This is a genomic window from Oceanicola sp. 22II-s10i, assembly GCF_002210105.1.
Lineage (GTDB): Bacteria > Pseudomonadota > Alphaproteobacteria > Rhodobacterales > Rhodobacteraceae > Pseudooceanicola.
This window is the reverse complement of sequence record NZ_AQQU01000007.1, coordinates 99,592-125,829: the sequence shown is the minus strand read 5'-3', so window position 1 is coordinate 125,829 and position 26,238 is coordinate 99,592. Positions and strand designations below refer to the sequence as shown.

28 protein-coding genes and 1 tRNA gene are annotated in these 26,238 nt (G+C 66.9%); 16 read left to right on the top strand and 13 right to left on the bottom strand.

Annotated features, from left to right (window positions below; all coding sequences use genetic code 11):
• The first annotated feature begins 91 nt into the window (after positions 1–91).
• From ATO6_RS17420 to pgi, 4 genes are all read left to right on the top strand, one after another.
• Positions 92–469: a VOC family protein gene (locus ATO6_RS17420; RefSeq protein WP_088625309.1), complete on the top strand. Its 378-nt coding sequence runs from the start codon at positions 92–94 to the stop codon at positions 467–469.
• Between the two features lie 169 nt (positions 470–638).
• Complete coding sequence (gene zwf / locus ATO6_RS17415; RefSeq protein WP_088625308.1) at positions 639–2,096, top strand: glucose-6-phosphate dehydrogenase; 1,458 nt, start codon at positions 639–641, stop codon at positions 2,094–2,096.
• Complete coding sequence (gene pgl, locus ATO6_RS17410) at positions 2,093–2,764, top strand: 6-phosphogluconolactonase (protein WP_088625307.1); 672 nt, start codon at positions 2,093–2,095, stop codon at positions 2,762–2,764. The genes zwf and pgl overlap by 4 nt, the downstream gene beginning before the upstream one ends.
• A gap of 39 nt (positions 2,765–2,803) precedes the next feature.
• Positions 2,804–4,417, top strand: a complete 1,614-nt coding sequence (pgi, locus tag ATO6_RS17405; RefSeq protein WP_254919193.1) for a glucose-6-phosphate isomerase — start codon at positions 2,804–2,806, stop codon at positions 4,415–4,417.
• 125 nt (positions 4,418–4,542) lie between these two features.
• Here pgi and ATO6_RS17400 read toward each other — a convergent pair whose 3' ends face one another.
• Both ATO6_RS17400 and ATO6_RS17395 read right to left on the bottom strand, forming a co-directional pair.
• Positions 4,543–4,905, bottom strand: coding sequence for a hypothetical protein (locus ATO6_RS17400; protein ID WP_088625305.1), 363 nt, complete (start codon positions 4,903–4,905; stop codon positions 4,543–4,545).
• A gap of 84 nt (positions 4,906–4,989) precedes the next feature.
• A complete protein-coding gene (locus tag ATO6_RS17395; protein WP_088625304.1) occupies positions 4,990–5,418 on the bottom strand; it encodes a cupin domain-containing protein in 429 nt (142 codons plus the stop codon).
• 181 nt (positions 5,419–5,599) lie between these two features.
• Between ATO6_RS17395 and ATO6_RS17390 the strand changes: the two genes are divergently transcribed.
• Positions 5,600–5,887, top strand: coding sequence for a glycine zipper 2TM domain-containing protein (locus ATO6_RS17390; protein WP_088625303.1), 288 nt, complete (start codon positions 5,600–5,602; stop codon positions 5,885–5,887).
• A gap of 99 nt (positions 5,888–5,986) precedes the next feature.
• Here ATO6_RS17390 and ATO6_RS17385 read toward each other — a convergent pair whose 3' ends face one another.
• On the bottom strand, positions 5,987–6,352 hold the full coding sequence (locus ATO6_RS17385; protein WP_088625302.1) for a VOC family protein: 366 nt from the start codon (positions 6,350–6,352) through the stop codon (positions 5,987–5,989).
• A gap of 64 nt (positions 6,353–6,416) precedes the next feature.
• On the bottom strand, positions 6,417–7,694 hold the full coding sequence (gene eno, locus ATO6_RS17380; protein ID WP_088625301.1) for a phosphopyruvate hydratase: 1,278 nt from the start codon (positions 7,692–7,694) through the stop codon (positions 6,417–6,419).
• 252 nt (positions 7,695–7,946) lie between these two features.
• Here eno and ATO6_RS17375 point away from each other — a divergent pair, with 252 nt between their 5' ends.
• Positions 7,947–8,663 (top strand): RlmE family RNA methyltransferase, encoded by a 717-nt coding sequence (locus ATO6_RS17375; protein ID WP_088625300.1) that lies wholly within the window; start codon positions 7,947–7,949, stop codon positions 8,661–8,663.
• 4 nt (positions 8,664–8,667) lie between these two features.
• Here ATO6_RS17375 and ATO6_RS17370 read toward each other — a convergent pair whose 3' ends face one another.
• The 4 genes from ATO6_RS17370 to ATO6_RS24870 all read right to left on the bottom strand — a co-directional run bounded on the left by ATO6_RS17370 (position 8,668) and on the right by ATO6_RS24870 (position 12,313).
• On the bottom strand, positions 8,668–8,871 hold the full coding sequence (locus ATO6_RS17370; protein WP_088625299.1) for a hypothetical protein: 204 nt from the start codon (positions 8,869–8,871) through the stop codon (positions 8,668–8,670).
• Between the two features lie 118 nt (positions 8,872–8,989).
• Entirely contained in the window at positions 8,990–9,868 is an 879-nt protein-coding gene (locus ATO6_RS17365) for a metallophosphoesterase (protein WP_088625298.1), read from the bottom strand.
• The gene (locus ATO6_RS17360; RefSeq protein ID WP_176440977.1) at positions 9,865–10,824 is read right to left on the bottom strand and encodes a diacylglycerol kinase family protein; all 960 of its coding nucleotides are present in this window, start codon (positions 10,822–10,824) and stop codon (positions 9,865–9,867) included. Before ATO6_RS17360 ends, ATO6_RS17365 begins: the two co-directional genes overlap by 4 nt.
• A gap of 145 nt (positions 10,825–10,969) precedes the next feature.
• Positions 10,970–12,313, bottom strand: coding sequence for a PRC-barrel domain-containing protein (locus ATO6_RS24870; protein WP_141102031.1), 1,344 nt, complete (start codon positions 12,311–12,313; stop codon positions 10,970–10,972).
• A 218-nt stretch (positions 12,314–12,531) separates the two neighbouring features.
• Between ATO6_RS24870 and pdxA the strand changes: the two genes are divergently transcribed.
• Both pdxA and ATO6_RS17345 read left to right on the top strand, forming a co-directional pair.
• Positions 12,532–13,530: a 4-hydroxythreonine-4-phosphate dehydrogenase PdxA gene (gene pdxA / locus ATO6_RS17350; RefSeq protein ID WP_254919192.1), complete on the top strand. Its 999-nt coding sequence runs from the start codon at positions 12,532–12,534 to the stop codon at positions 13,528–13,530.
• A complete protein-coding gene (locus ATO6_RS17345; RefSeq protein WP_088625296.1) occupies positions 13,530–14,228 on the top strand; it encodes a 4-hydroxythreonine-4-phosphate dehydrogenase in 699 nt (232 codons plus the stop codon). The genes pdxA and ATO6_RS17345 overlap by 1 nt, the downstream gene beginning before the upstream one ends.
• Positions 14,229–14,232: 4 nt before the next feature.
• On the opposite strand, the gene ATO6_RS17340 is transcribed toward ATO6_RS17345, so the two are convergent.
• The 3 genes from ATO6_RS17340 to ATO6_RS17330 form a co-directional block, all read right to left on the bottom strand.
• Positions 14,233–15,717 (bottom strand): acetyl-CoA acetyltransferase, encoded by a 1,485-nt coding sequence (locus tag ATO6_RS17340; protein ID WP_088625295.1) that lies wholly within the window; start codon positions 15,715–15,717, stop codon positions 14,233–14,235.
• A 203-nt stretch (positions 15,718–15,920) separates the two neighbouring features.
• Positions 15,921–17,243 carry a 3-hydroxyacyl-CoA dehydrogenase gene (locus ATO6_RS17335; RefSeq protein ID WP_088625294.1) on the bottom strand — a complete coding sequence of 441 codons (1,323 nt, stop codon included), beginning with the start codon at positions 17,241–17,243 and terminating at the stop codon, positions 15,921–15,923.
• Between the two features lie 153 nt (positions 17,244–17,396).
• The gene (locus tag ATO6_RS17330) at positions 17,397–18,368 is read right to left on the bottom strand and encodes a hypothetical protein (protein WP_088625293.1); all 972 of its coding nucleotides are present in this window, start codon (positions 18,366–18,368) and stop codon (positions 17,397–17,399) included.
• Positions 18,369–18,716: 348 nt separating this feature from the next.
• On the opposite strand from ATO6_RS17330, the gene ATO6_RS17325 reads away from it, so the two are divergent.
• A complete protein-coding gene (locus tag ATO6_RS17325; RefSeq protein ID WP_088625292.1) occupies positions 18,717–19,505 on the top strand; it encodes a methyltransferase, TIGR04325 family in 789 nt (262 codons plus the stop codon).
• A gap of 25 nt (positions 19,506–19,530) precedes the next feature.
• Here ATO6_RS17325 and ATO6_RS17320 read toward each other — a convergent pair whose 3' ends face one another.
• A complete protein-coding gene (locus ATO6_RS17320) occupies positions 19,531–19,818 on the bottom strand; it encodes an SH3 domain-containing protein (RefSeq protein WP_088625291.1) in 288 nt (95 codons plus the stop codon).
• A 560-nt stretch (positions 19,819–20,378) separates the two neighbouring features.
• A tRNA-Ser gene (locus ATO6_RS17315) sits at positions 20,379–20,468 on the bottom strand.
• A 125-nt stretch (positions 20,469–20,593) separates the two neighbouring features.
• Between ATO6_RS17315 and ATO6_RS17310 the strand changes: the two genes are divergently transcribed.
• From ATO6_RS17310 to proB, 7 genes are all read left to right on the top strand, one after another.
• On the top strand, positions 20,594–21,427 hold the full coding sequence (locus ATO6_RS17310; protein WP_088625290.1) for a DUF2059 domain-containing protein: 834 nt from the start codon (positions 20,594–20,596) through the stop codon (positions 21,425–21,427).
• Positions 21,427–22,251: a DUF2059 domain-containing protein gene (locus ATO6_RS17305; RefSeq protein ID WP_088625289.1), complete on the top strand. Its 825-nt coding sequence runs from the start codon at positions 21,427–21,429 to the stop codon at positions 22,249–22,251. Before ATO6_RS17310 ends, ATO6_RS17305 begins: the two co-directional genes overlap by 1 nt.
• A gap of 200 nt (positions 22,252–22,451) precedes the next feature.
• Entirely contained in the window at positions 22,452–23,093 is a 642-nt protein-coding gene (locus ATO6_RS17300) for a 50S ribosomal protein L21 (RefSeq protein WP_088625288.1), read from the top strand.
• Between the two features lie 15 nt (positions 23,094–23,108).
• Positions 23,109–23,378, top strand: coding sequence for a 50S ribosomal protein L27 (rpmA, locus tag ATO6_RS17295; protein WP_088625287.1), 270 nt, complete (start codon positions 23,109–23,111; stop codon positions 23,376–23,378).
• A gap of 88 nt (positions 23,379–23,466) precedes the next feature.
• Positions 23,467–24,024 carry a GNAT family N-acetyltransferase gene (locus ATO6_RS17290; RefSeq protein WP_088625286.1) on the top strand — a complete coding sequence of 186 codons (558 nt, stop codon included), beginning with the start codon at positions 23,467–23,469 and terminating at the stop codon, positions 24,022–24,024.
• 49 nt (positions 24,025–24,073) lie between these two features.
• The gene (gene obgE / locus ATO6_RS17285) at positions 24,074–25,114 is read left to right on the top strand and encodes a GTPase ObgE (protein ID WP_088625285.1); all 1,041 of its coding nucleotides are present in this window, start codon (positions 24,074–24,076) and stop codon (positions 25,112–25,114) included.
• An 8-nt stretch (positions 25,115–25,122) separates the two neighbouring features.
• The gene (proB, locus tag ATO6_RS17280; RefSeq protein WP_176440988.1) at positions 25,123–26,235 is read left to right on the top strand and encodes a glutamate 5-kinase; all 1,113 of its coding nucleotides are present in this window, start codon (positions 25,123–25,125) and stop codon (positions 26,233–26,235) included.
• Positions 26,236–26,238: the final 3 nt, after the last annotated feature.

The following is a 26,238-nucleotide window of genomic DNA, read 5'->3' as shown; positions in this document are numbered from 1 at the left end:
GGGGCCAGAGCGGTCCCCGCTTTGCATTTCCGGGGGCGGTGCTAGGGTTGCGCGTCGGGCCATTTCGCCCGAGCCGAAGGGACGGACGGACATGATCGACCACGTATCCATCGCGGTGAGCGACCTTGAGGCAGGGGCGGCGTTCTGGTCCGCCGTTCTGGCTCCGCTGGGGTACAAGTTGCTGGTCGAGCGGGATAAAACCGTGGGCTTCGGCAAGGCATACCCGGAGTTCTGGCTGAACCACCGGCCCGGCATGGCCCCTGTGGCTGCGGATACGGGCGTTCACATTTGCATGCGGGCACGGGACGAGGCGGCGGTGCGCGCGTTCCATGAAGCGGCGGTGTCGGGCGGCGGGGCCAGCGACGGCGCGCCGGGGCCCCGGCAGGCGGCGATGACGGGCTACTTTGGCGCCTTCATCAAGGACCCGGACGGCAACAAGGCCGAAGCGATCTGCTTTCCCGCAAAGTAGCCTGCACGCTTGCCGCCGGTCCCCGCCGGAATATGCTCTGCGGTGCAGATGATGGACAGAACCGATGTTGGCTGCGATGCTGCGTCTGCATTCGCCTCTGGCAATAGGGTCGGCGGTGTGCGATGCGAGCGCTAACATTGACGTGTGGGCAGGATAACGGAGCGCTGCGATGGTTTCCCGAGTCATTCCGGTCGATCCCTTTGATCTGGTCATCTTCGGCGGCACCGGCGATCTGGCCCGTCGCAAGATCCTGCCGGCCCTGTTCCGCCGTTACGTGGCCGGCCAGATGGGTGAGACGTCGCGCATTGTCGGGGCAGCCCGCAGCGAGATGGACGATGCCGCATACCGCGACTTCGTGCGCGATGCGGTGATGGAATTCGATCCGCCGCAGGGCGAGGCCGCGACGCAGCTGGACGGTTTTCTGGAGCAGGTCGGCTATGTCACGCTGGATGCGACCGGCCACGGGGGCTGGGCGGAACTGGCGGCGCGGCTCAAGGACAAGCGGGCGGTTCAGGCGTTCTATTTCTCGGTCGGGCCGAGCCTGTTCGGCGCGCTGGCCGAACGGCTGCACCAGCACGGCATGGCGGGCGAGGGCACGCGGATCGTGGTCGAGAAACCGTTCGGCCGGGACGAGGAAAGCGCGCGGAAACTGAACGCGACACTCGCGGAGCATTTCGACGAAGGCCAGATCTACCGGATCGACCACTACCTCGGGAAGGAGACGGTGCAGAACCTCATGGCCGTCCGTTTCGGCAACATGCTGTTCGAGCCGCTGTGGAATGCGCAATACGTCGACCACATCCAGATCACCGTGGCCGAGACGGTCGGCGTCGGCGGGCGGGGCGAGTATTACGACAAGTCCGGCGCGATGCGGGACATGTTGCAGAACCACATGATGCAGCTCTTGTGCCTGATCGCGATGGAGCCGCCGGCCAAGTTCGATCCCGACGCGGTGCGGGACGAAAAGCTCAAGGTCATCCGCGCGCTGGACGAGGTGAAGCCCGAGGACGTGGTGCGCGGGCAGTATGAGGCTGAAGACGGCAAGGCGGATTACCGGACGCAGGTCGAGAACAAGGCCAGCACGACCGAGAGCTTCGTGGCGCTCAAGCTGCATATCTCGAACTGGAGATGGGCGGGCACGCCGTTCTACCTGCGGACGGGCAAGCGGCTGCGGGCGAAAGTGAGCGAGATCGCGGTGGTCTTCAAGGAGACGCCGCATTCGATCTTCGGCGCCGAGGCCGGGCGGCACCGGAACATCCTGACGATCCGGCTGCAGCCGAACGAGGGGATGGATCTGGGCGTCACGATCAAGGAACCGGGGCCGGGCGGGATGCGCCTGGTTGACGTGCCCTTGGACATGACGTTCGCCGACGCGCTCGGGCCCGATGCCGAGGACGTGCCGGATGCTTACGAGCGGCTCATCATGGATGTCATCCGGGGCAACCAGACGCTGTTCATGCGCGGTGACGAGGTCGAGGCCGCATGGGCCTGGACCGATCCGATCATCGCGGGATGGGAAGCGCGCGGCGACGAGCCCGAGCCCTACGAGACGGGATCGAGCGGACCGGAAGAGGCCCTGGCGCTGATGCACCGGGACGGACGGCGGTGGAGGGACATCCGCGCATGAATTTCGAAGAATACCCCGACCGCGACATGCTGGCGCTGGATCTGGCCGACAGGCTGGCCAGCGAACTGGGCACCGCGCTGCGGAACGAGGACCGGGTGACATTCGCCGTGCCGGGCGGCACGACGCCGGGGCCGATATTCGACGCGCTGTCGGCGGTGCGGCTGGACTGGGACCGGGTCGACGTGGTGCTGACCGACGAACGCTGGGTCGCGGACACGTCGGACCGGTCGAACACGCGGCTGCTGAAGGAACGCCTGCTGACGGGCCGCTCGGCGGCGGCCACGCTGCTGCCGCTCAGGCTGGACGCGGGCGAGCCGGAAAGCGCAATCGAACGGCTCTGCGACGGGCTGAAGCCGCATCTGCCGATCGACGTGTTGGTGCTTGGCATGGGCACGGACATGCACACCGCCTCGCTGTTTCCGGGGGCCGAGGGGCTGAGCGCTGCGCTCGCGGCGGATGCGCCGGAGGTCGTCGCGATCCGCGCGCCGGGTGCGCCGGAAGCGCGGGTGACGTTGAGTGCGCGGGTCCTGAACGGGGCGCTCAGCAAGCATCTGGTGATCTTCGGCGCGGAAAAGCGCGAGGCGCTGTTGCGGGCGCAGGACAGGTACCCCGAGGATGCGCCGGTTTCGGCGGTGCTGGACGGCATGACGGTGCACTGGGCCGAATGATCGGCCATATTGCTTTCAGATGATAAGAACGAAAGGAATTTGCCGATGTGGGACGGGGTGATGCGTGCGGGCCGGGCGGCGCGGGGACGGAAGATCCTCGACCTGTTCGAAAATCCCGGACGGGCCGAGGATTTTTCGGCCGAGATGGACGGCATCCTGTTCGACTTCTCCAAGACCAACATCGACGCCGAGGCGCTGTCGGCGTTGCTCGCATTGGCCGAGTCCGCGGAGGTCGCGGCACGGCGGGACGCGATGTTCCGTGGCGAGAAAATCAACGAGACCGAGGGCCGCGCGGTGCTGCATACGGCCCTGCGGAACCTTGACGGCGACCCGGTGCGCGTGGACGGCGAGGACGTGATGCCCGACGTTCTGGACACGCTGGAGCGGATGGCGGCCTTTGCCGACGCCGTGCGCGGCGGTGCGTTCACGGGGCAGGGCGGGGCGATCACCGATGTGGTGAACATCGGCATCGGCGGCTCGGACCTCGGGCCGGTCATGGCCGAAAAGGCGCTTGCGCCCTACTGCGACGGGCCGCGCTGTCACTTCGTCTCGAACGTGGACGGTGCGCAGGTCCACGACGTGCTCAGGGGCCTGAACCCCGGGACGACGCTGGTGATCGTGGCGTCCAAGACATTCACCACCATCGAGACGATGACCAACGCCAAGACCGTCTGGGACTGGATGAAGGGCGGCGTGAAAAAGCCCGGCGACCAGTTTGCCGCTTTGTCCTCGAACCTCGATGCCACGGCGGAATGGGGGATCGACGCGGCGCGTGTCTTCGGCTTCGAGGACTGGGTCGGCGGGCGCTATTCGGTCTGGGGCCCGATCGGGCTGTCGGTGATGCTGGCCGTGGGGCCTGAGAACTTCCGCGCGTTCCTGAAGGGCGGGCAGACGATGGACCGCCATTTCCGCGAGACGCCTTTCGCCGAAAACCTGCCGGTGCTGCTGGCGCTTGTCGGCATCTGGCACAATCAGGTGATGGGGCATCCGACCCGTGCCGTGCTGCCCTATGAACAGCGCCTGGCGCGGCTGCCCGCCTATCTCCAGCAACTCGAGATGGAGAGCAACGGCAAGAGCGTGGCGATGGACGGAACGCCGCTGGACGGCCCCGCCGGTCCGGTGGTCTGGGGCGAGCCGGGGACCAATGGTCAGCACGCCTTCTACCAGCTGTTGCATCAGGGCACGCAGGTGGTGCCCTGCGAATTCCTGATCGGTGCCGAGGGGCACGAGCCCGACCTGGCCCATATGCACCGACTGCTGGTGGCCAACTGCCTCGCCCAGTCCGAGGCGCTGCTGCGCGGCCGTTCGATGGACGAAGCACGGGCGCTTATGGAGGCCAAGGGGCTGGAAGGGGACGAGCTGGAGCGTCAGGCGGCGCACCGGGTGTTTCCGGGAAACCGCCCGAGCGTCACCATCGCCTATCCGAAACTGACGCCCGAGACGCTGGGGATGATCGTGGCGCTCTACGAACACCGGGTCTTTGTCGAGGGGGTGATCCTGGGGATCAACTCGTTCGACCAGTGGGGGGTGGAACTTGGCAAGGAACTGGCGCTGGCCCTCGACCCGGTGCTGAAGGGCGAGGCCGCGACAGATGGCAAGGACGGCTCGACCGTGCAGCTGGTCGATTACATGCGCGCCCACGGGGTAGCGTGAAAAGTCCCCGCGCCGATTTGTGAGAGAGCTCAAATCGGCGCGGGGCAGTGCCGGACCGAAGGGATGCGCGGCCCGGTCTCAACCAGACACGGACCGGCGCGAAAAGAGTTTCAGATTTTCCCGGATCAGTAGCAGATCGTGCGGCCCCACGACGGGTAGCAGTAAAGGCGGCTCTTCTCTGTCGCCGCATCCTCGATCATGGTCAGCAGGCCCTCCTGTCCGGCGGCGGCGGCGCGTGCGGCTTCGACCAGCGTGTCCTTGTCGGTGAATTCGGCGCCCGGGGCAAAGGTGGTGTCGTCGAGCGAGGCGCGCAGCCGCAGGGCGGCCAGCATCAGCACCGGGTCATTCCGTTCCATGCCGAGGGCGATCAGCTCCTCCGACAGCATGACCTGCTGCATCATGCCGGGGGTCGGCGCGGGGTCGTCCTGTGCGGCCAGCGGTGCGGCGAGGGCGGCAGAAATCAGGGTCGAGGCGATGAGGGTCTTCACGATAAGGTCCTTTGCGGTGAATGACTGCCGGAAAACCTAGCAGAGGCGTGCTGTGCGGCAAATGAAATGACCTGTCATGCCCGCTCATCCGTGCGGAATGTCGAAGCCGGGCGGGGCCAGTTCGAACCCCGCGAAGTCAAAGGCGGGTGATACGGTGCAGCCGACCAGCGTCCAGTCGCCGGTGCTGCGGGCGGCCTGCCAGTGATGGGCGGGCACGATGATCTGGGGCCGGTCCCCGTTCGACAGGTCAGGGCCGAGGCGATGATCCGTGGCCGGACCGGTATCTGTTTCGGACAGCGACAGGATCAGCGGCGCCCCGGCGTGGAAGTGCCAGATCTCGGTCGCATCGACGCGGTGCCAGTGGCTGACCTCTTCGGCGGCCAGCAGGAAATAGATCGCGGTCCCGGCGGGGCGGTGCCCTTCCCGGGCCGGGGCAATCCACGTCTGTCGGTAGTGGCCGCCTTCGGGATGCGGGCTCAATCCGAGTGTCGCAATGATCTCTGCTGCGGTCATGGCGTTTTCCTTTCAGGTCAGGCGCGGTGTCATGCCCAGGTCATGACATGCGGTCAGGTTCCGGTCGCGAACACCCTGTCGGCGGGAACCCGCCAAAGCAATCCGGGCAATCATGGAACCGGATCCGGGTCGGGGCGTTAATCGCGCACATGAAGCGAACTTCGCGGAACAGGAGAGACATATGAAACAGCGATTCATTCCCGCCCTCGGCCTGACGGCCAGCCTTCTGGCAGCCTGCGGCACGACCTACGGGTCCAACCAGGATGCCCGGACCGTTGCTGGCGTTGCCGGTGGTGCGGCTGCAGGCCTGATCGCGGCCGAGGCGCTGAACGCCAACAACAACTGGCGTCTGATCGCCGCGCTCGGCGGTGCCGCAGCGGGGACGATGGTCGCTCAGAACACGCAGACCCGCCAGTGTGCCTACGCGCGCGGCGACGGCACCTACTACCAGGCGCCTTGCCCGGCATAAGCCCAGGCGGTCCGGTTCCGGACAGAAGAAACCCCGTCGAGCTGCTCGGCGGGGTTTTCTCGTGCCGGTCTTCGGCGTGGTCCGAAAGGGGCTGAGCCGTCAGGCCGGTTCGAACAATTCCACTACATTGCCACACGGATCCTCACAGAGGATCTGTCGGCCGCCCGGTCCGGCGAGGATGTCATTGCGGAAGGTCACACCTTTCGCACGCAACTCCGCCACGGTTGTTTCCAGATCATCGAAGGTCAGCACGATGCGGTTCCACCCGCCCGGCTCCGGCTGCGCGCCGTCCGGCATGGGGCGTGACGCCGAGGCGGGTGGCCCTGCGAGCCACAGGGTCACGTCGTCGCGGGTCAGGATCGCCATGGCCGGGCCGAACTGCTGCTCGACGGTGAAGCCAAGCATCTCGGCATAGAAGGCGACGGCGGCGGGGACGTCATGCACGATGTAACGGAAACGGGCCATGGGATGCCTCCTCATGGCCCGATCTTATGTCATTTAATGTACCGGGCCTACGCCCGTTGACGCCTCAGCCCTTGAGGATCGACGCGCCCGCGTATTCGGCGGTTTCGCCCAGCATCTCTTCGATCCGGATCAGCTGGTTGTACTTGGCCAGCCGGTCCGAACGGGCGAGCGAGCCGGTCTTGATCTGCCCGCAGTTCGTGGCGACGGCGAGGTCGGCGATGGTCGCGTCCTCGGTTTCGCCCGAGCGGTGGCTCATCACGTTGGTGTAGCGCGCGCGGTGCGCCATATCGACGGCGCGCAGGGTTTCGGTGAGCGAGCCGATCTGGTTCACCTTCACCAGCATCGAGTTCGCGACGCCCTTCTTGATGCCCTCGGCCAGACGTGCCGGGTTGGTCACGAAGAGGTCGTCGCCAACCAGCTGAACCGTGCCGCCGAGCGCGTCGGTCAGCAGTTTCCAGCCTTCCCAGTCGTCCTCGGCGCAGCCGTCCTCGATCGAGATGATCGGATAGGCTTCGCAGAGCTTCTTGAGGTAGTCGACATTCTCGGCCGAGGTGAGCGAGAGGCCTTCACCCTTCATCTCGTACTTGCCGCCCTTGAAGTATTCGGTCGAGGCGCAGTCGAGCGCGAGGTAGATGTCCTCGCCCGGCTTGTAGCCCGCCTTCTCGATGGCCTTCAGGATGAAGTCGAGCGCGTCGCGGGTCGATGCAAGCTCGGGCGCGAAGCCGCCCTCGTCGCCGAGGCCGGTGGACATGCCCGCGCCCGCGATTTCCTTCTTCAGCGTGTGGAACACTTCGGAGCCCATGCGGACGGCGTCGCGGATGTTCTCCGCGGCGACGGGCATGATCATGAATTCCTGGATGTCGATCGGGTTGTCGGCATGCTCGCCGCCGTTGATGATGTTCATCATCGGGACCGGCAACATACGGGCCGAGGTGCCGCCGACATAGCGGTAGAGAGGCTGGGCGGTGAAATCCGCCGCCGCCTTGGCCACGGCCAGCGACACGCCGAGGATGGCGTTCGCGCCGAGGCGCGCCTTGTTGTCGGTGCCGTCGAGCTCGATCATCGCCATGTCGATGGCGACCTGTTCGGTCGCGTCGAAGCCGACGATGGTCTCGGCGATCTCGCCGTTGACCGAGGCCACGGCCTCCAGCACGCCCTTGCCCATGTAGCGGCTCTTGTCGCCGTCGCGCTTCTCGACCGCCTCGTAGGCGCCGGTCGAGGCGCCCGAGGGCACGGCCGCGCGGCCGATGGTGCCGTCCTCGAGCAGGACGTCGACCTCGACGGTCGGGTTGCCGCGGCTGTCGAGGATTTCGCGGGCGTGGATGTCGATGATGGTGCTCATGGGGGTGTCCCTTGGCCGGTTTTCACTGTCACGGCGGCTTGTAAGCGGCTGATTGCCGGAGCGAAAGGGGGCTGGCGGGACGTTTGCGCAAACACCTTGCGTGTTTCGCCGCAGGCGCGCTCCGGCAGGGCGGAAAGGGTTGCCGCTACGGCTTCCGTGGGGGCCGGGCCGCGGCGCGGGCTTCCGGCGGGGGCGTTCCTGCGGTAAGGCAGGGAGTGAAACGGCGCGGCGCGCAGGCGAAGGACGGATACCGTGGCGAAGAAACCGACCGGCAAGAACACCTCGGGGCGGGGGCAACGCGACCTGACCGTCAAGGTCAAGACCGCGCGCGGGCGCAAGCTGTCCTCCACCCGGTGGCTGCAGCGGCAGTTGAACGATCCTTATGTCCAGCGCGCGCGGGCCGAGGGCTATCGCGGGCGCGCGGCGTTCAAGATCATGGAACTGGACGACAAGTTCCGCTTTCTCGTGCCCGGCGCGCGGGTCGTCGATCTGGGCTGTGCGCCCGGCGGCTGGATCCAGGTGGCCGTGCCGCGGATCAATGCGCTTGGCGAGAAATCGGGCAAGCGGATCGGTCGGATCATCGGCGTCGATCTGCAGGAGGTCGATCCGATACCGGGGGCCGAGATCCATCAGCTCGACTTCATGGCCGATGATGCGGACGAGCAGGTCAAGGAATGGCTCGGCGGCAAGGCCGACGTGGTCATGAGCGACATGGCGGCGGCCTCGTCCGGCCACAAGCAGACCGATCACCTGCGGATCATCGCGCTGTGCGAAACGGCGGCGCAGTTCGCCTTCGAGGTGCTGGAAGAGGGCGGCACATTCGTGGCCAAGGTGCTGGCTGGCGGCACCGAGGGCGAGCTTCAGAAGATCCTGAAGCAGCGGTTCGACAAGGTCGCGAACGTCAAGCCGCCGGCCTCACGCTCGGACAGTTCGGAGAAATTCGTCGTCGCCACGGGGTTCCGCGGCTGACGGATTAGCGCCACCAGTGCGGTTTTCGATCCGGAGAGATCGAGGCCGCCGCATCGCGCAGGAATTCCGCGCCCGACCGGTCGATGTCGGGCAAGGCGGCCTCTTCATGCAAACGATTGGCGCTGATCTGACCGCTTTCCAGCAGTTCGAACAATCGCGTATGGCGCGCAGCTATGGTCGTGCGAAAGGTCTTGTCGTCAAACGTCATGGCGTAAATGCCCCCTGTGTCCGGTGGTCACTCTGACCGGGACACAGGGCCACACTGGCCCGGATGCGCGGCAGTTTCACGGCATTTTTGCGCGAAAGTCCTAAGAAGCTGTGGATAATCAGGCGCGACGCGCAGCAAGCAGGCCATGCGGCGGGTCGGGCGACAGCGGGCCGCGCGGAACGGGACCCTGACCGTCGGCGCTGCGCCAGCCCTCGACGCCCCGGCGGAAGTGACGGACGGTCGCGCAGGTGAAGCCTGCCGTGACGTCGTCACCCGCGATCCAGCGTTCGATCCGCAGCACATCACCCTGACGCTCGATGCAGGCGAAATCGTTCGGCTCGCCCCGCGCGCGGGTGGACAGGCCGGTGCCCGCGTGAACCTGCAGCATCGACTGTCCGCCGGGCCGGGTCAGGAACGGCTCGGTCAGCCACAGGTGCAGGTGGCCCGACAGCACCACGTCACAGCCGCAGTCGGCCAGCCGTCCGACCGCCTCGAACGCGCCGCGCATCAGGCGCTTGTCGGTATTGGCGCGCTGTTCGAACGGGTGATGCGCCACGAGGACGACAAGGTCGTCGGGATCGGCGGCGGTGGCGGCGGCGCAGGCGCGGCGGATCTCACGCTGGCGGATCCGTCCGCGCTGCCAGCGGCGCGGGTCCACGGTGTTCAGGCCGATCACCAGCATGCCCGGCAGCTCCACCGGGCCGGCGGCATCGCGACCGATCCCGCGGCGGTAGGGGCCGAAAGGGTCGAAGAGGCGCGTGAACGGGCGGTGAATGGGGATGTCGTGATTGCCGGGCACGGTCAGGACCGGCGCCTCGATCCGGTCGATGAACTCCCGCGCTTCGGTGAATTGATGATCGCGCGCCCGTTGCGTCAGATCGCCGGAAATGGCGACGAGGTCGGGCGACAGCCGGTTCACGGCGTCCAGCAGCGGTTCGAGAAGTTCCGGCCGGTCGCGGCCGAAATGCAGGTCGGACAGGTGAAGCAGTCGGGTCATGAGGCCGGTGAGTGGTCTTTCGTGGGAGCAAGAACGTGAAGTTCGTCGGAACGGACGGTGAATCGGAACGGGTCGGACATCGTCTCCTTCTCGCCGTCGCGTGCGACCAGCCGCTTCTTGCGGTTGGTGTCGATGATGATTTCCTTGCCGGTGACCAGTTCCACGTCCCGACCGGGCCGCATCCGCCGCCAGGCCAGCAGGACCGCCTGTTTCAACAGCCCCAAGCGTCCGGCATCCGGCGCGACATAGAGGGCGAATTCGCCGTTCCGCACCGCGTCGGCCCCGTCCAGTTGGTATATGTCGAGTTGAAACGCGCTCATCGCGACGAAGGCGAGCGGCGATTTGCGGCGCAGTTCGCGGCCATCGACGATGATCCGCATCCGCAGCGGATGGCGGAAGTTGATGAGGGCGGTGAGCACTGAATAATAGGCCGCCATGCGCGACCGGCCCCAGCGTTTGTAAATGCCTTCGCGCTGGTCGAGGATGGCGGGATAGGCGCCGAGGCTGGCGTTGTTGAGGAACAGCGCGCCGTTGACCTCGCCCACCGTGACGGGGGTTGGGGTGCCGGTGGCGAGGTTGCGGACCGCGCCTTCCACCTCTTCGGGGATGCCGAGGCCGCGGGCAAAGAAGTTGAAGGTGCCCATGGGGATGACGCCGAACGTGACGGGTTTGCCGATGATGACCGAGGCGACGGCGCAGATCGTGCCGTCGCCACCGGCGGCGACGATGGTGCCATACCCTTCGTCCAATGCCTGTTGCGCCAGCCGCGTGATATCGCTGCCGCTGCCCGCGTGACGGATCGTGACGCGTCGGGGCAGGGCGGTCAGGCGCTCTTCCATCTCGTCCAGGGACAGCTCGCCCGCGCGGCGGCCGGAACCGGGATTGACGATGACGCAGATCGCGTCGGATTTCGATGCGGAGGGAGAAGCTGCGATTTCGGCTGTCTGGAAGTTCATCCCGTGCCCCTGTGTGACCATCTATGCAACGCGGCCCGCCAAGGGATCGTTCCATCGCGGCGGTGCGACGTTGCGACACGAAAGGACCCGCCGCTTGCGCGACGGGCCCGATCGTTGATCCGCTGGGATCAGCCGGTGAGAGGAATTACTCCTTCTCGAACTCCGGCATTGCTTCCAGCTCTTCTTCGGCCATGGCGGTGTAGACACGGATGTCGTCGCCTTCGCTCTCCTGCAGGATCTCGAGGTCGGTCAGCTGCAGGGCAACCGGCTTCTCGCCAAGACCCAGGAAGCCGCCCACGTCGACGATCGCATCGGTGATCTGGCCGCCATCATCGACGAGCAGTTCGGAGATCTCGCCGATCCACTTGTCGTTCTTGTCGTAGACGCGGGCGCCCGTCAGGGTTTCCGTCGTCAGAACGTCAGCGGCAGCCGTTGCGTAGCCTTCACGCGAGTTGGTCGCACCTTCTTCGGCGGGCATGGCTTCAGTGTCCGAAGCGGCCATGTCGGTCGAACCATCAGCGGCCGGAGCGGTCTCTTCGGTTGCCGCCATGTCGGTCGATTCTTCCTCGGCCGGAGCAGCTTCGTCAGAAGCGGCCATGTCGGTCGACTCTTCTTCAGTCGCGGTGTCCGACGATGCGTCTGCCGTTGCGGTGGCTTCGGCTTCGGCATTCGGCGTCACTTCGGTGTCGGTGGCTTCAGCGGTTTCCTGCTGAACTTCGTCACCGGCTTCCTCGACGGCTTCGGCAGTCTCGGTGGCCGCTTCGTCTGCGGTTTCCTCGACGGCTTCGGCAGCGTCAGCCGTTTCCTGCTTCACTTCGTCAGCAGCGTTTTCCATGGCTTGGCCGGCTTCAGCAGTTTCCTGCTGGATTTCTTCACCGGCTTCCTCGGCTGCGTTCTCGGTCGCGTCTGCGGCCTGCTCCAGCTCTTCGCCGGCTTCGTCGGCGGTGGCTTCTGCGGCGTCAGCCGTTTCTTCCATCGCGTTCTCGGTCGACTCGGCTGCGGCTTCGGCGGACTGCTCCATCTCGGCGTCGGCACCGTATTCCGGCGCGCCTTCCAGCGTCGCGCGGTCTGCGGTCAGCACGAGGAAGAAGTCGTTCTCGGCGTCTGCGGTCGAGCTGTCGGACACGAATTTCACTTCGTCCATGTCGACGGCGACCTGACGCTCGCCAATGCCGAGGAAGCCACCGATGTCGACCAGGACGGCCTCCACGTTGCCTTCGCGGCTGAGGATCACGTCGTTGATCTCGCCAATGTCTTCCCAGTCGTCGGACGCGCCTTCGACGGAGTCGCCGTCAAAGCCGGCCTCCGATGCGTAGACACGCATGCCGATGAAGTCGGACGCGTTGATCTGGGTTGCAGCGGATTCCGAGAAGAACGGGGTCGTTGCTTCGGTCTGGGCCTGAGCCTCGGTCGACGTCGTGGCTTCCTGCGCGAAAGCGCCGGTTGCGGACGCGGCGACGAGGGCGGTCGTCAGCAGCAGATGTTTCATTGGATCGTCTCCTGTGTCTGTCGTGGCGACAGCGCGGGGCTGTCCCGGTTATGGTCCAAGAACGTCGGGTTCGGGACGGTAGTTCCTGGAAACTCACGGGAATATTTTTGGCAGTGGCCGGAACAAAACCGCCGGTTGTGTAAGTCACCGTGCAGAGACGGCTTTAACGCGGTGTGATCCGCGCCTATTGTGGGCGGGAAGCAGCCGAGGGGCCGGATATGGTGGTGCCATTTGCGATCACGATGGGGGACCCGGCCGGAATCGGGCCGGAAATCGCCGTCCGGGCGGTGCTTGGCCAGCCCGACGCGGTGATCCTCGGACAGCGGTCGGCGGTGGCCCGTGCGGTGTCCCTGGTGGCCCCGGATCATGACCTGCAGGTGGTGTCGGGACCGGAGGACGCGGCCGTCTCCGACAGGCACATCCGGCTGATCGAGGCGGGGGTCCAGCGAGATGCGCCGGACTACGGCGCGGTGAGCGCCCCGGCCGGTCAGGCGGCGGCGGATGCGATCCTCATGGCGATCGAACTGGCCAAGGCTGGCCGCGTGGCTGGCATCGTGACCGCGCCGATCCACAAGGAGGCGCTGTCGGCGGCGGGCATCAAGTTCCCCGGCCATACCGAGATGCTGGCCCATCACGGCGGCGCGGATAGGGTCGCCATGATGCTGGCCAATGACGAGATCCGGACCGTGCTGGTCACGATCCACGTCAGCCTCCGGCAGGCGATCGAGGACGCGGATTTCGACGCGCAGATGGCGGCGATCCGGCTGGCGGACGAGGGCTGCCGCGCCTTCGGCATCGCACGGCCCCGTGTCGCGGTCGCCGGGCTGAACCCGCACGCGGGCGAGGGCGGGCTGTTCGGACGCGAGGAGATCGAGATCATCGCCCCCGGCATCGCCGCCGCCCGCGCCGAGGGCATCGACGCCAGCGGGCCGTGGCCCGGCGACACGGTCTTTATGGCCGCACGGGCGGGCAAGTTCGACGTGGTGGTCGCGCAGTATCACGATCAGGGGCTGATCCCGGTGAAGTATCTCGGGCTCGACAAGGGCGTGAACGTCACTCTGGGACTGTCCTTCGTGCGGACCTCGCCCGACCACGGCACCGCCTTCGACATCGCGGGGCAGGGCATCGCCAGCGCCGAAAGCATGGAGACCGCGCTGCGCATGGCGCGGGTGCTGGCCGCGGCGCGGGGTGCTGTGCGGGAAGAGGGAACGCGCTGATGACCTTCATCTTCATGCTGACCCGAAACGACAACACCGTCGCGGATGCCGAGGTGCACCTGGAGACGGCCATCGCCTGCGGGGTCCGGCACATCGGCTTCAAGGACGTCGGCATGCCCGAAGGCCGCCTGCGGGCGTTGCGCGACCGCATCAAGGCGGCGGGGGCGACCTGCTATCTGGAGGTCGTTTCCGAGGACCGCGACAGCGAGGTCGCCAGCGCCGAAGCGGCGCTGAGGATCGGGGTGGACGTCCTGCTGGGCGGCACGCGGGCCGCGCTGGTCGCGCCGCGCGTGGCGGGATCGGGCCTGAAATACATGCCGTTTCCGGGGCGGGTCGAGGGGATCCCCAGCGTGCTGCACGGCCCGGCGGACGATATCGTGGCCTCGGCCGCCCGGCTGGCGGCGCTCAGCGGTGTCGACGGGCTGGACCTGCTGGCCTGGCGGTTCCGGGGCGACGTGGAAACCCTGATCGCCCGCGTGGCCGGGGTGACGGACAAGCCGGTGGTCGTGGCGGGGTCGGTCGACAGCCCGGCGCAGATCGCCGCGCTCTGCACGGCGGGGGCCTGGGGCTTCACCATCGGGACGGCGGCGCTGGACGGCGTGTTCCCGGCCGGCGCGCCGGGGCTGGAGGCGCAGCTCGGCGCGATCCTCGCGGCAGAGCGGGCGGCGGGTTTTCCCGCCTACCGCGCGCCGGAGTGATGGCTCAGAGCGTGAAGCGGCGGCTGCCGGCCTCGACCGCGATCCGCCCGGCCTGACCGATCGGGTCGGTGGACCCGTCCGTCAGCCTGCCGATCAGCGCGGTGTCCGTGGCCGGAACCTCGGCCAGCGTGCGCTTGCCGTCCGGCGTGCGCGCCACGACGACACCACGGATCGGCGCCGCGTCCCGACCGTAATGGACGGTCCAGCTTTCGACCGTGACGGCGCCTTCGTAATCCTCGTCCAGCCCCGGTGCCGGACCGCGTTTCGCGTCGGCCTCGGGCTGAACGTCGTCGTCCTGCGGAAAGCTGACGTCCAGCGGCGCGCCCGAGATGACGATGGCGTGGTTCGTGGTGACGATCCCGCCGTTGGCGTAGAGCAGACCCTTGTCCGCCGTCCCGCGCAGTTTCTCGACCATGCAGGCCACCGCGTGGGACATGTAGTTCGCCACCGGTGCGCCGCCGAAGGTCAGGCCGCCGAAGACCGTCACGGGCTTGTCCACCGGCCAGCCGAGCGTCCTGCGGGCCAGCTTCGGCACCACCGGGAAGCAGGAATAGAGCTCCACATGCGCGAGGTCCGCGGCGGTGATCGCGTTGAATTCCAGCGTCTTGGTCAGGGCGGTCTCCATCGACACGGACTGCGTGTAGTCCGCCCGGTCGAGGATGTCATAGGGCTCCTGAGCGCCCGCACCCTGGCCAATCCAGACCAGCCGTTCGTCCGGGATGCCGCGCCGCCGTGCCTCGGCCAGCGAGGTGACGATGAAGCCGGCGCCCTGGTTCACGCTGGCATTGGCGACCATCAGCTTTGTGTAGGGAAAGGCGATCGGCCGGTTGGCCGCCGAGGGGGTGACGATTTCCTCCGCGCTGGCCCCCTTGCGGAGCCAGGCCGACGGGGTGTCGGCGGCGACGGCGGCCATGCGCGACCAGATGGCGCCGCTTTCTGCCTGACCGTCGGCCAATGTCATGCCCAATGCATGGCGGGTGGCGTTCTCGTAAAGCGGATACATGTCCGTCGGCGCCATCAGGCCGAAGGCGCGGCGGTAGGGATGTACCTTGCGCTTGGGATTGGCGCGCAGCAGGTCGCCCGGCCGCGCATCGCCCTTGGCAGGGCGCTTCGCTGCCGTCCGCAGTGCCTCGGCCCCGACGATGGCGGCCGTGGTGATCTCGCCCCGCCCGATCCGGTTCGCCGCGAGGTTCATCAGGGTGATCGGACTGTCGCCGTGCGGCATGTCCGTGGTCTCGAGGATCGCGGGCGAGGCCCCGAGCCGCGCGGCGAGGGCAGGGGGGATGTCCCCGAGTTCCGGGCAGGAGATCTGGTCGACGGTCGAAAGCGCATCGAGCCCGGTCAGCCAGCCGCCGCCCGCATCCTCGTCCGCGAGCCGCAGCGCCGCCTCCATCAGGCCGAGGCTGTCGAGCCCGTCAGCCGGGTCCTCGGGGCGATCGTTGATCTGTCCGACGCCGATGATGACGGGGGTGCGTGCGGGATCGGTCATGTTGTGGTGGTCCTGCTCTCTGTCTCTGTGATGTCCACGCCCGTGGAGACCGGGCTGCGGGGGCTCTGCCCCCTGTCCCCCCGGAGTTTATCGGGCCAGATGAACGAGGGAACGATCCCAAGCTTCATCTGGCCCGATAAACTCCCGCCGGAGGCTTGATCGGCCCGGCTGAATGCCGGGCCGATCAATCAATGTGCGCGACCTCAGCCCGCCTTGCGCGCCTCGGTGCCCTTGGTCTTGAGCCCGCCGAGGTCGAGGTCGAGGAACTTGCCGCCATCCGCCGCCAGCTTGCGGAGCGTTTCGGCGGGGGCCATCGACGGATCTTCGGCGCCGACCTTTTCCATCCGGTCGAGCACCGCCTGTGCGCCGACGACGTCGCCGTAGAACATCGGGCCGCCCTTGTCCTGGGGCCAGTTGTAGCCGTTGACCCAGATCACGTCGATGTCCGAGGGGCGCTGCGCCTTGTTCTCTTCCAGAAGCTTCACGCTCTCGTTGATCATCGGGAAGATGCAGGTCTCGATGATCTCGTCGCGGGTCATGGTCGAGGGCTGGGCACCGGTGACGTCGCGGATGACCTTTTCGGTCACCGGCGAGGGCGTGCGGTTCCGCTCCGCGTCATAGTCGTAATAGCCCGCGCCCGTCTTCTGGCCGCGGCGGTCGAGTTCGCAGAGCGCGTCGCGGATCGGGTTCTGGGTGGTCGCGCCCTTGGACCAGCCGATGTCGAGACCGGCGAGGTCGGACATCTGGTAGGGGCCCATCTTGAAGCCGAAGTGGTTGATCGCCGCGTCGATGTCCCAGGGCATCACACCCTGGTAGAGCAGCTTGTTCGCCTGCATCTGGCGTTGGCGCAGGATGCGGTTGCCGACGAAGCCGGGGGTGACCCCCGCCATGACCGCGACCTTCTGGATCTTCTGCGCGATGTCCATCGAGGTCTGGACCACGTCGTCCGCCGTCTCGTCGGCGCGGACCACCTCGAGCAGTTTCATCACGTTCGCGGGCGAGAAGAAGTGCAGGCCGATCACGTCCTCCGGCCGCTTGGTGACGCCCGCAATCTCGTCGATGTCGAGGCCGGAGGAGTTGGTGGCGAGGATCGCGCCCGGTTTGCAGATCGCGTCGAGCTTGGTGAAGACCTCTTTCTTCACGTCCATGTTCTCGAACACCGCCTCGATGATCAGGTCGCAGTCGGCGAGGTCGGACATGTCGAGCGTCGGCGACAGGCGGTCCATACGGATGTCGACCTCTTCCTGCGGAAAGCGGCCGCGATCGGCGGAGCGCTGGTAGTTACCGCGCATCACCTTGGTGCCGCGGTCGAGCGCTTCCTGCTTCGTCTCGACGATGACCACGGGGATCTCGGCGGTCAGGAAGTTCATCGCGATGCCGCCGCCCATGGTGCCCGCGCCGATGATGCCGACCTTGTTCACGGGGCGCGATTTCGTGCCGGGGGCGAGGTCGTCGACGACCCAGGCCAGTTTGCCCGCTTCCCCCAGATAGGTGCCCACGTCGAGGCCGGATAGAGATTTCGTCATGAGGTTTCCTCCCAGTAACCTGTCGCCCGGTTGGGGCGTCGCCCCCTTAACAGCGCGAAACGGCGCGGGGATCAACCATAGATCGCGGTTGCGCGGGGGCGGGCCCGGATTTTGCAGAAGTCTGTCGGGCGACAGGGGAGGTGGGGCGCCTTGTCAGGCACCCTCGAGCGTATCGGCCCAGCTCTGGATCGTGGACCGGCTGTCCAGCCACCATGCGCGCAGGTTCCGCGCCGCTTCGAGCCCGGCCACCGCTTCGGGGACCTGGTCGGCGAAGGGACGCTGCGTGTCGAGGCGCGGCGTGTCGATCGTGATCCCCAGCGACTGGCTGGCCGGACGCAGGTAGGCGCCGATCTTTTCCATCGTGGGCGAGGGTTCGAAGACCGTGGCGAAGCGGCCCCAGCCACGCAGGGTGATCCGGACCGAAGCCTTCGGGGCCGACCCGTCGCGGCATTGCAGGGACATCCCCGGATCCGGCAGCCCGTCGTGGCGGACCAGCGTCCGGCGGGCGTCGAAATGCAGGGTGTAGGCGCCGTCGGGCCGGATCTCGCTTTTCTTGGGATCGGGTTTCAGGACCAGCATGGGGAACTGGTCTTCGACATAGCGGCGATAGTCATGGAAGAAGGCGCAGGTTGCCAGCGCCTCGTCGGCGGAAAAGGGCGTTTCGGCCTGTTCGATGGCCGCGTCCAGCAGGTTGCGGCAGGCACCGGACATCAGGGGCGCGAAATGCTCGTAGGAGATGCAGGCGTCGAACCCGCGCGCGTCCCGCGCGGCGGCGAGGTAACGGCCCGGTGCCAGCAGCACGCAGCGCGCATCGGTGCCGGTGTCCCGGCAGGCCTGCGCCGAGCGGCGATACCGCATGGCGCTCGTGGCCCTGCGCCGGGCCGGTCCGTATTCGGCGTCGACCTTGTTCTCGATCATCAGCCTCAGCCCGTCGTCATATACGATGTCGATGTCGATGGTGCCCGGACCCGTCTCGTGCCGGATCTGCGCGCGTACGTCGCGGACGGGGCAGGGCATCTCGCCGAGCGCCAGCCGGAACGCGGCGGCAATGGCCGGGTCGCGCTGCAGCGCCCCGATGAACAGGCGGTCTGTATCGTGCTCGTGGATCCGGGTCTGGTTGGTCATTGCTCGGTTCTCTTCCTCGGTTGGTGTTTTGAGGAACGTTAGAAGTGATTCCGGGCATGAATTGGTCATCCTGCGGTTGCGCGGCCCGATCGGCGATAATCCGCGGGTGTGTTCCGGGCGGGTTAGATGCGCCTCATAAGGTTATGAGACACAACAAGTTTACCGGCAGGGTCCTGGGGCGAAACAAATGCCTGAAGGGCCGGGAAGTGTTTCTTGGAACCCGGTGAAAACAGGTTGTTTCCGAAACGTTAATTGCGAGGACGGAGGTCGCCAAATACTCAGATTCCAGGTTTATCGGCATGGCGCAGGTTCGTTGCGGCATGCCCCTGACATTTTGTGGGGTGGGACATGGTGGCTCGGGACGTTCTGAAGACAGGTGCGTATTATGCACTCGGTGCGGCAACGCGGCTGCGGGCCGTCATAGACCGTGAGCCGGAACTTTCCGGCGCGTTTCCGACGCTCGAGCTGGCGAAGGCCAGCTTGCCGCCCGAGGAAAAGAGCGGATACGACAGCGACGACATGGTCGAGGTCGCGCTCGACAACATGCTCAAGATGCTGTCGTGGGATTACCCGGTCGTGTTCTGGCTCGACCGGCTGATCCGGCAGGAGGGGCATCTGTCGCTTCTGGACGCAGGCGGGCACATCGGCACCAAGCACCATGCCTTCGGGCCCTATCTGGACCTGACCAAGGTCGACTGGACGGTCTGGGACCTGCCCGCGCTGCTGCGTGCGGGGCGCAAGGCGCAGGCCGACGGGATCGTTTCCGACCGGATCAACTATGTCGAGGCACCTGCCGATGCGGGGCCGGTCGATGTCCTGCTGGCCTCGGGGCTGATGCAGTATATCGAGGTCTCGTTTCAGGGCCTGATCGACCGGCTGGCCGAACCGCCGCGCTTCGCGATCCTGAACAAGGTCGCCACGCGCGAGAATGACGACCTCGTCACGCTGCAGTTGACCGGGAAAAAGCGGGTCCCCTACCAGATGCGGCACCGCGGACGGTTCGAGGCCGAAATCCGCAATGCCGGATACGAGATCCGCGACTTCTGGACGATCCCGTGCCTGTCGCACCGGATCAACACGCACCCGTGGCTGGGGTTCAGCGACAGCTACGGCTACGTTCTCGAACGCACCGCCTGATGGTTCGCCACGGCGGGCAGCGCATTCACTGCCCGGTCAGGTAATCCGCCGAGACATAGCCCGTTACGCCGGGTGCATCTGCGAGCGAGACGCGGCACCAGAGCTGGCCGACCTCGGTCACGCAGTCATGCCGGGTCAGACGGGTGCCGTCGGGCAGGCCGAGGATCACGCGGTAGCCCAGTCCGGGCCCGCCCCGCAGCTTCAGCATGTCGTCCGGTCCGGCCCCGCTGACGGTGGTCTGGCTGCCGCCAACTTGGCCGCATCCCGCTAGCAGTGCTGCGACAGTGAGGGCGACTGGGATCAGGCGGATCATGCGGGGCTCCTTCGGTTGGCAGTGCCGTGATGCCCGTGTTCGCGCGGTCTGACAATGGCGGCGGAACCGGTGTCCGGGATCTGCGTCGGCTGCGGCACAGTGGCCGGGGGCAGAGTCCGATAACCGGTCCGGTCTCCGGGGAAGGTCGGATCGTCCGGGCCCTGGCGCGGAGGCTGACTTCAGTCCGGCAGTCCGGCCTTCGCCAGAGCGCCGAGCCACTGATCCGACGCGGCGGTTGGCAAGGCTCAGGTCACGCCCGGCCTCTTATTGCCGGCGCGGGCCCTGCTGGGCGATCTGGCGGTCGGACCGGGCAGTCGGGAGGCGGCGGCGCTGCATAAAGCGCCTCGCTTGCCGTCTCACCAAACCGTGCGCGAAGGCTCGCCGGGGTATGGGCCGTCCAGCGGCAGTGGGTCTCGTCGCGGCCCCACTGGTCCTGAAGCTGAACGCCGGCCCGCAACGGACACAACGGCGACGAACGGTAATAGCGAGCCGCGACCGCGGCCGGGCTACACGAAAACTGAATGATTTCAGGATGTTGCCATCACCCGCAAGGGTGAAAGTGGCGGAGAGACAGGGATTCGAACCCTGGGTGGGCTTGCACCCACAACGGTTTTCGAGACCGCCCCGTTCGACCGCTCCGGCACCTCTCCGCGGGGGTCTGGGACGTCCGTTTAGTGGCAAAGATCGGCGCCCGCAAGGGGGGAATTGCATTGCATGATCGCCGCGAAGGTCTAGATTCCGGGATACAACGCGCCGCACCGGAGGACCCTCTGACATGCGCCACCTGCGACCGGCTTTCGCCGCCCTGCCGCTGATACTGACACTGCTGTTCTCCGCCACTCTGGCGCAGGCCGCCGACCGGGATCGTGTCCGCGCCTTCCTGACCGTGACCGGCTTTGACGTCGCGCTGGAAAGCATAAAGCTGACCGCCGAGGATGCCCCCGCGATGCTCGGCGTGAACGCCCGCGATTTCGGGGCCAGCTGGACCCGTCTCGCGTCCGAGGTGTTCGACGTCGCAAAGATGCAGGAGATGGGCGTCGACATCCTGCAGAACGCGCTGAGCGACGAGGCTCTGGCCGAGGCGGCGGATTTCTATGCGTCCGACCTGGGCCAGCGGCTGGTCGAGGCCGAGAACAGGTCGCACATGGAAGCGCGCGACGACCGCCAGGGCGAGGGCGAGGCGCTGATGGCGGAAATGATGCAGTCCGATCCCGAACGGGTGGCGATCATTGACCGCATGATGCGCGCGATCGGGTCCACCGAATCCTCGCTGGATGCCGCGAACGAGGTCCAGATCAGGTTCCTCATGGCCGCGGCGGCCGCCGGGATCGTCACGCTCAAGACCGACGAGGAGGGTATGCGCGCGATCCAGGCGGAACAGCGCGAGGAAGCGCTGGAGATGATCCGCCAGAGCGGGATGCGCGGCTCGGCCTACACCTACCGCGATTTCAGCAACGCGGACCTCGAAGCCTATGCCGTGGCGCTGGAAGCGCCGCTGATGCAGGAGGTCTATGAGCTGATGAACGCCGTGCAGTTCGAGATCATGGCCAACCGCTACGAGGCGCTGGCGCACCGTATGAACGGACTCGATCCGGGACAGGAGCTCTGATGATCCGCACGGCGCATCGTGCCGTCGCACTCGGCCTCGCGGTGCTGCTGCTCGCGGCGGCGCCACTTCGGGCGGGGGGCGATTTCGACCGGCTGTGGTCGGCGCTCGGGCTCGGCGACCTGATCGGGGTGATGCAGGACGAGGGGCTGGGCCAGACCGAGGCGCTGGCCTACGATTACCTGTCCTTCCCGCCGGGCGAGGCCTGGGCGGCACTGTCGCGGCGCATCTATGACCGGGACCGGATGGAACAGGCGATGCGTCTGTCTTTTGCCGAAGCGCTCGGCGAGGCACCGGTGGACGATCTGGTGGACTTCTTCGAATCCCCGCTTGGACGGAGGATCGTGACGGCCGAGCTGGAGATGCGTAAGGAATTCCTCGACCCGGCGGTCGAGGAGGAGGCGCGGCGCAGGGCCGCCACGGCGACGCCGGACACCGGCCGCATCGGTCTCATCGACGACTATATCGCCGTCAACGACCTGATCGAATTCAACGTCATGGGCGCGCTGAACTCCAACTATCACTTCTACCTGGGCATGGCCGAGGGCGGGGCGCTGGAGATGACCGAAGAGGACATGGTCACCCATGTCTGGTCGCAGGAAGAGATGACGCGCGCCGACACCTCGAACTGGCTGCGCGCTTTCCTGCTGGCGGCCTACGATCCGCTGTCGGACGAGGAGCTTCGGGAATACATCAAGCTGTCCGGGACCGACGAGGGCCAGCGTCTGAACCGCGCGCTGTTCCTTGGGTTCGAGCGGATGTACGACGATATCTACCACGCGCTCGGCCTTGCGGTGGCGGATCAGATGGACACGCAGGAGCTGTGAGCGGCAGCACCTGACGTGGGCCGAGGATGCCCTTGACTTGCCACCCGATCCCGCGCATAAGCCGGGCTTCCGACGGGTCCGCATGGACTCGGCGGTCTGTTTCAATGTCGCCCTGACCGGGGCGCGCTGTCCGCAGGCGGGGCCACGCCCCGAAAGTTCCGCAAGGGCGCCACAGGACGCGGGATACGAAGGAAGAGCATATGTTCGCGGTTCTCAAGACCGGCGGCAAGCAGTACCGGGTTCAGGCCGGTGACGTGCTGCGCGTCGAAAAGCTGGCAGCGGACGCCGGCGAGAAGGTTCAGTTCAACGACGTGCTGATGCTGGGCGGTGACAAGACCGTCCTCGGCGTGCCGTTCGTTGCGGACGCGGCCGTGCAGGCCGAAGTCATCGACCAGATCAAGGGTGACAAGGTCATCCACTACGTGCGTCGTCGCCGTAAGCATTCGTCGAAGCGCACCAAGGGCCACCGTCAGCAGCTGACGCTGCTCCGCGTGACCGACATCCTCGCCGACGGCGCGGGCAAGTCGGGCGTCAAGGCCGCCATCGGCGCGGGTTCCGTGTCGGGCGCTGCCGTCGCCGCAGCCGCACCGAAGGCCGAGAAGAAGGCCGCCGCCCCTAAGAAAGAGGCCGCACCCAAGGCCGAAGGTGGCGATGACCTGAAAAAGCTGTCGGGCGTGGGCCCCGCGCTGGAAAAGAAACTGCACGAAGCGGGTGTGACCAGCTTCGCGCAGATCGCGGCATGGACTGACGAAGACGTCGCCGCGATGGACGAGAAACTGTCGTTCAAAGGCCGGATCGAGCGTGAAGGCTGGATCGAACAGGCCAAAGAACTGGCGAAGTAAGAGGAGACACGACCAATGGCACACAAGAAAGCTGGCGGTAGCTCCCGCAACGGCCGCGACTCTATCGGTCGCCGCCTCGGCATCAAGAAATACGGCGGCGAATCCGTCATTCCGGGCAACATCCTGTGCCGCCAGCGCGGCACCAAGTGGTGGCCGGGCGAGGGCGTCGGCCTTGGCAAGGATCACACCATCTTCGCGACCGTCGAAGGCAATGTGAAATTCCACAAGGGCCTGAAGGGCCGCACGTTCATTTCCGTGCTGCCAGCGGCGGAGGCCGCAGAGTAAGCCGACCTCAGGGGTCTGATGACACAGATAGGGGATCGGCACGCAGCCGGTCCCCTTATTCGTTCAGGGGCGTCGGAGGAGATAGCCCATGATGCACGACCACATCGTCACCCAGCCCGTCATTCCGGCAGGCGACTTCATCCTGCGCCCGCTGCGCACGTCCGATGCCGGGCTGATCCGGCTGCACACCTCGGACGAACGAGTGGCGCGCGGCACGACGTCGATCCCGCACCCACTGCCACCGGGCGTGCCGGAGGATTTCATCCGCCGCGCCCAGACCGAGGGGCGTGAAGAGGATGTCTGGGCCATCGACGCCAGCCAGAACGGCGGGCCCGAGGTCATGGGGCTGGTCGGTCTGACCCGGATGGACGGCGGCGGACAGTCGGAGATTTCCTACTGGGTCGCGCCGGCCTACTGGAACACCGGCGTCGCCTCGGGCGCGGTCGCGGCGATCGTCGCGGCGAACCCGCTGGGGGACCGGACGTTCTTCGCCAGCGTCTTTCAGGACAACCCCGCCTCGGCGCGGGTGCTGACAAACTGCGGTTTCGCCTATATCGGGGACGCCGAGAGCTTCTCGGTCGCCCGTGGCGTCAACGTGCCCACCTGGACCTACAGCAGGGTGCTGGAGTCCGGAAAACAGGATTGAGCCGCAGGGCACGCTTGGGATAAGCGACCTTTGCGGCAGAGGATGAAACATGAAGTTTCTCGATCTCGCAAAGGTCTACATCCGCTCAGGCTCGGGCGGCGGCGGCGCGGTCTCGTTCCGGCGGGAAAAGTTCATCGAATTCGGCGGACCGGACGGCGGTGACGGCGGGCGCGGCGGCGACGTGATCGCCGAGGCGGTCGACGGGCTGAACACGCTGATCGACTTCCGCTACCAGCAGCACTTCTTTGCCCAGAACGGCCAGCACGGCATGGGCCGGGACCGCACCGGATCCCGCGGCGACGACATCATCCTGCGGGTGCCCGTGGGGACCGAGATCCTCGACGAGGACGAGGAGACGGTGATCGCCGACATGACCGAGGTCGGCCAGCGCGTGGTGCTGGCCAAGGGCGGCAACGGCGGCTTCGGCAACGCCTACTTCAAGACCTCCACCAACCAGGCCCCCCGGCGCGCCAATCCGGGGCAGGAGGGCGTGGAGCGGACGCTGTGGCTGCGGCTGAAGCTGATCGCGGACGTCGGCCTGCTGGGGCTGCCGAACGCGGGCAAGTCGACCTTCCTCGCCGCCACGTCGAACGCGCGGCCGAAGATCGCGGATTATCCGTTCACGACGCTGCATCCGAACCTCGGTGTCGTCGGTGTCGATGGGGCGGAATTCGTCGTGGCCGACATTCCCGGCCTGATCGAGGGCGCGTCCGAGGGCAGGGGGCTGGGCGACCTGTTCCTCGGCCATATCGAGCGCTGCGCGGTGCTGCTGCATCTGGTCGACGGCACCTCTGGCACGCTGCTCGAGGATTACCACACGATCATCGAGGAACTGGAAGCCTACGGCGCCGGGCTGGATGAAAAGCCCCGGATCACCGTGCTGAACAAGATCGACGCGCTGGACGACGAGGAACGCGCCTTCCTGAAGGAAGAGCTGGAGGCCGAGGTCGGCGGGCCGGTGATGCTGATGTCGGGGGCTTCCAGCGAAGGGATCACCGAGGTGCTGCGCGCGCTGCGCAAGAAGATCTCGGCCGACCGGCTGCGCGAGGCGAAATCGCAAGCGGCGGAGGACGAGCCTTGGAGGCCCTGAGCGAAACCATGACGCTGCCCCGGCTGGCCGAGGCGAAGCGGCTGGTCGTCAAGATCGGCTCGGCCCTGCTGGTCGACCGTCACACCGGCGCGCTGCGGGCGGACTGGCTGGAAAGCCTCGCCGCCGACGTGGCCCGGATCCGGGCGCGGGGGACGGACGTGGTGCTGGTCTCCTCCGGCTCCATCGCGCTCGGGCGCGGCGTTCTGGGGCTGGGCCTGGGCGTGCTGGCGCTCGAACAGGCGCAGGCGGCGGCGGCGGTCGGGCAGGTCGGGCTGGCTGCGGCCTACGAGCGCGTGCTGAAGCCGCACGGGATCACCATCGCGCAGGTGCTGGTGACGCTGGAGGACAGCGCGGACCGGCGGCGCTACCTGAACCAGCGCGCGACGCTGGAGACGCTTTTGGGCTTCGGCGTGGTGCCCATCGTGAACGAGAACGACACGGTCGCCACGGACGAGATCCGCTATGGCGACAACGACCGGTTGGCGGCGCAGGTCGCGGTGACGGTCGGGGCGGATCAGGTCGTGCTGCTGTCGGACGTGGACGGGTTCTATTCCGCCAATCCCAACGACGACCCGACCGCGCGGCGGTTCGAACTGGTCGAGAAGATCACCCCCGCGATCGAGGCGATGGCGGGCGACGCCGGATCCGGCCTGTCCAAGGGCGGGATGAAGACCAAGCTGATGGCGGCCAAGACGGCCACCTCGGCAGGCTGCGCCTTGTGCATCACCTTGGGAACGCCGGATAACCCGCTGACCGGGCTGGAAAACGGCGCGCCTGCAACGTGGTTCACCGCGCAGGTCGACCCGCAGGCAGCGCGCAAGCGGTGGATCGGTGCGATGAAGCCCAAGGGGCTGATGCGGCTGGACGCCGGTGCGGCGGCCGCGATGGCCAAGGGCAAGTCGCTGCTGCCCGCCGGTGTGACGGCGGTCGAGGGGCGCTTCGGGCGCGGCGATCCCGTCACGCTGACCGGGCCGGACGGCGCCGTTCTGGCGATCGGCCTGTCGCGCTACACCTCGGTCGAGGCGCAGGCGATCAAGGGCCACCGGTCGAACGAGATCGAGGCGATACTGGGCTATCCGGGCCGCGCCGCCCTGGTGCACCGCGATGACATGGCAATCTGAGAA

Bases quoted from the DNA above. Each gene is read 5' to 3' on its own strand.
- pgl (WP_088625307.1), top strand. From the start codon at position 2,093: ATGAATTTCGAAGAATACCCCGACCGCGACATGCTGGCGCTGGATCTG.
- eno (WP_088625301.1), bottom strand. From the start codon at position 7,694: ATGAGCACCATCATCGACATCCACGCCCGCGAAATCCTCGACAGCCGC.
- ATO6_RS17365 (WP_088625298.1), bottom strand. From the start codon at position 9,868: ATGACCCGACTGCTTCACCTGTCCGACCTGCATTTCGGCCGCGACCGG.
- ATO6_RS17385 (WP_088625302.1), bottom strand. From the start codon at position 6,352: ATGGCCCGTTTCCGTTACATCGTGCATGACGTCCCCGCCGCCGTCGCC.
- rpmA (WP_088625287.1), top strand. From the start codon at position 23,109: ATGGCACACAAGAAAGCTGGCGGTAGCTCCCGCAACGGCCGCGACTCT.
- ATO6_RS17290 (WP_088625286.1), top strand. From the start codon at position 23,467: ATGATGCACGACCACATCGTCACCCAGCCCGTCATTCCGGCAGGCGAC.
- ATO6_RS17340 (WP_088625295.1), bottom strand. From the start codon at position 15,717: ATGACCGATCCCGCACGCACCCCCGTCATCATCGGCGTCGGACAGATC.
- ATO6_RS17300 (WP_088625288.1), top strand. From the start codon at position 22,452: ATGTTCGCGGTTCTCAAGACCGGCGGCAAGCAGTACCGGGTTCAGGCC.
- ATO6_RS24870 (WP_141102031.1), bottom strand. From the start codon at position 12,313: ATGAAACATCTGCTGCTGACGACCGCCCTCGTCGCCGCGTCCGCAACC.
- ATO6_RS17345 (WP_088625296.1), top strand. From the start codon at position 13,530: ATGACCTTCATCTTCATGCTGACCCGAAACGACAACACCGTCGCGGAT.
- ATO6_RS17360 (WP_176440977.1), bottom strand. From the start codon at position 10,824: ATGAACTTCCAGACAGCCGAAATCGCAGCTTCTCCCTCCGCATCGAAA.
- ATO6_RS17390 (WP_088625303.1), top strand. From the start codon at position 5,600: ATGAAACAGCGATTCATTCCCGCCCTCGGCCTGACGGCCAGCCTTCTG.
- ATO6_RS17310 (WP_088625290.1), top strand. From the start codon at position 20,594: ATGCGCCACCTGCGACCGGCTTTCGCCGCCCTGCCGCTGATACTGACA.
- ATO6_RS17305 (WP_088625289.1), top strand. From the start codon at position 21,427: ATGATCCGCACGGCGCATCGTGCCGTCGCACTCGGCCTCGCGGTGCTG.
- ATO6_RS17420 (WP_088625309.1), top strand. From the start codon at position 92: ATGATCGACCACGTATCCATCGCGGTGAGCGACCTTGAGGCAGGGGCG.
- ATO6_RS17325 (WP_088625292.1), top strand. From the start codon at position 18,717: ATGGTGGCTCGGGACGTTCTGAAGACAGGTGCGTATTATGCACTCGGT.
- ATO6_RS17335 (WP_088625294.1), bottom strand. From the start codon at position 17,243: ATGACGAAATCTCTATCCGGCCTCGACGTGGGCACCTATCTGGGGGAA.
- ATO6_RS17395 (WP_088625304.1), bottom strand. From the start codon at position 5,418: ATGACCGCAGCAGAGATCATTGCGACACTCGGATTGAGCCCGCATCCC.
- ATO6_RS17370 (WP_088625299.1), bottom strand. From the start codon at position 8,871: ATGACGTTTGACGACAAGACCTTTCGCACGACCATAGCTGCGCGCCAT.
- ATO6_RS17320 (WP_088625291.1), bottom strand. From the start codon at position 19,818: ATGATCCGCCTGATCCCAGTCGCCCTCACTGTCGCAGCACTGCTAGCG.
- pdxA (WP_254919192.1), top strand. From the start codon at position 12,532: ATGGTGGTGCCATTTGCGATCACGATGGGGGACCCGGCCGGAATCGGG.
- ATO6_RS17330 (WP_088625293.1), bottom strand. From the start codon at position 18,368: ATGACCAACCAGACCCGGATCCACGAGCACGATACAGACCGCCTGTTC.
- obgE (WP_088625285.1), top strand. From the start codon at position 24,074: ATGAAGTTTCTCGATCTCGCAAAGGTCTACATCCGCTCAGGCTCGGGC.
- proB (WP_176440988.1), top strand. From the start codon at position 25,123: ATGACGCTGCCCCGGCTGGCCGAGGCGAAGCGGCTGGTCGTCAAGATC.
- zwf (WP_088625308.1), top strand. From the start codon at position 639: ATGGTTTCCCGAGTCATTCCGGTCGATCCCTTTGATCTGGTCATCTTC.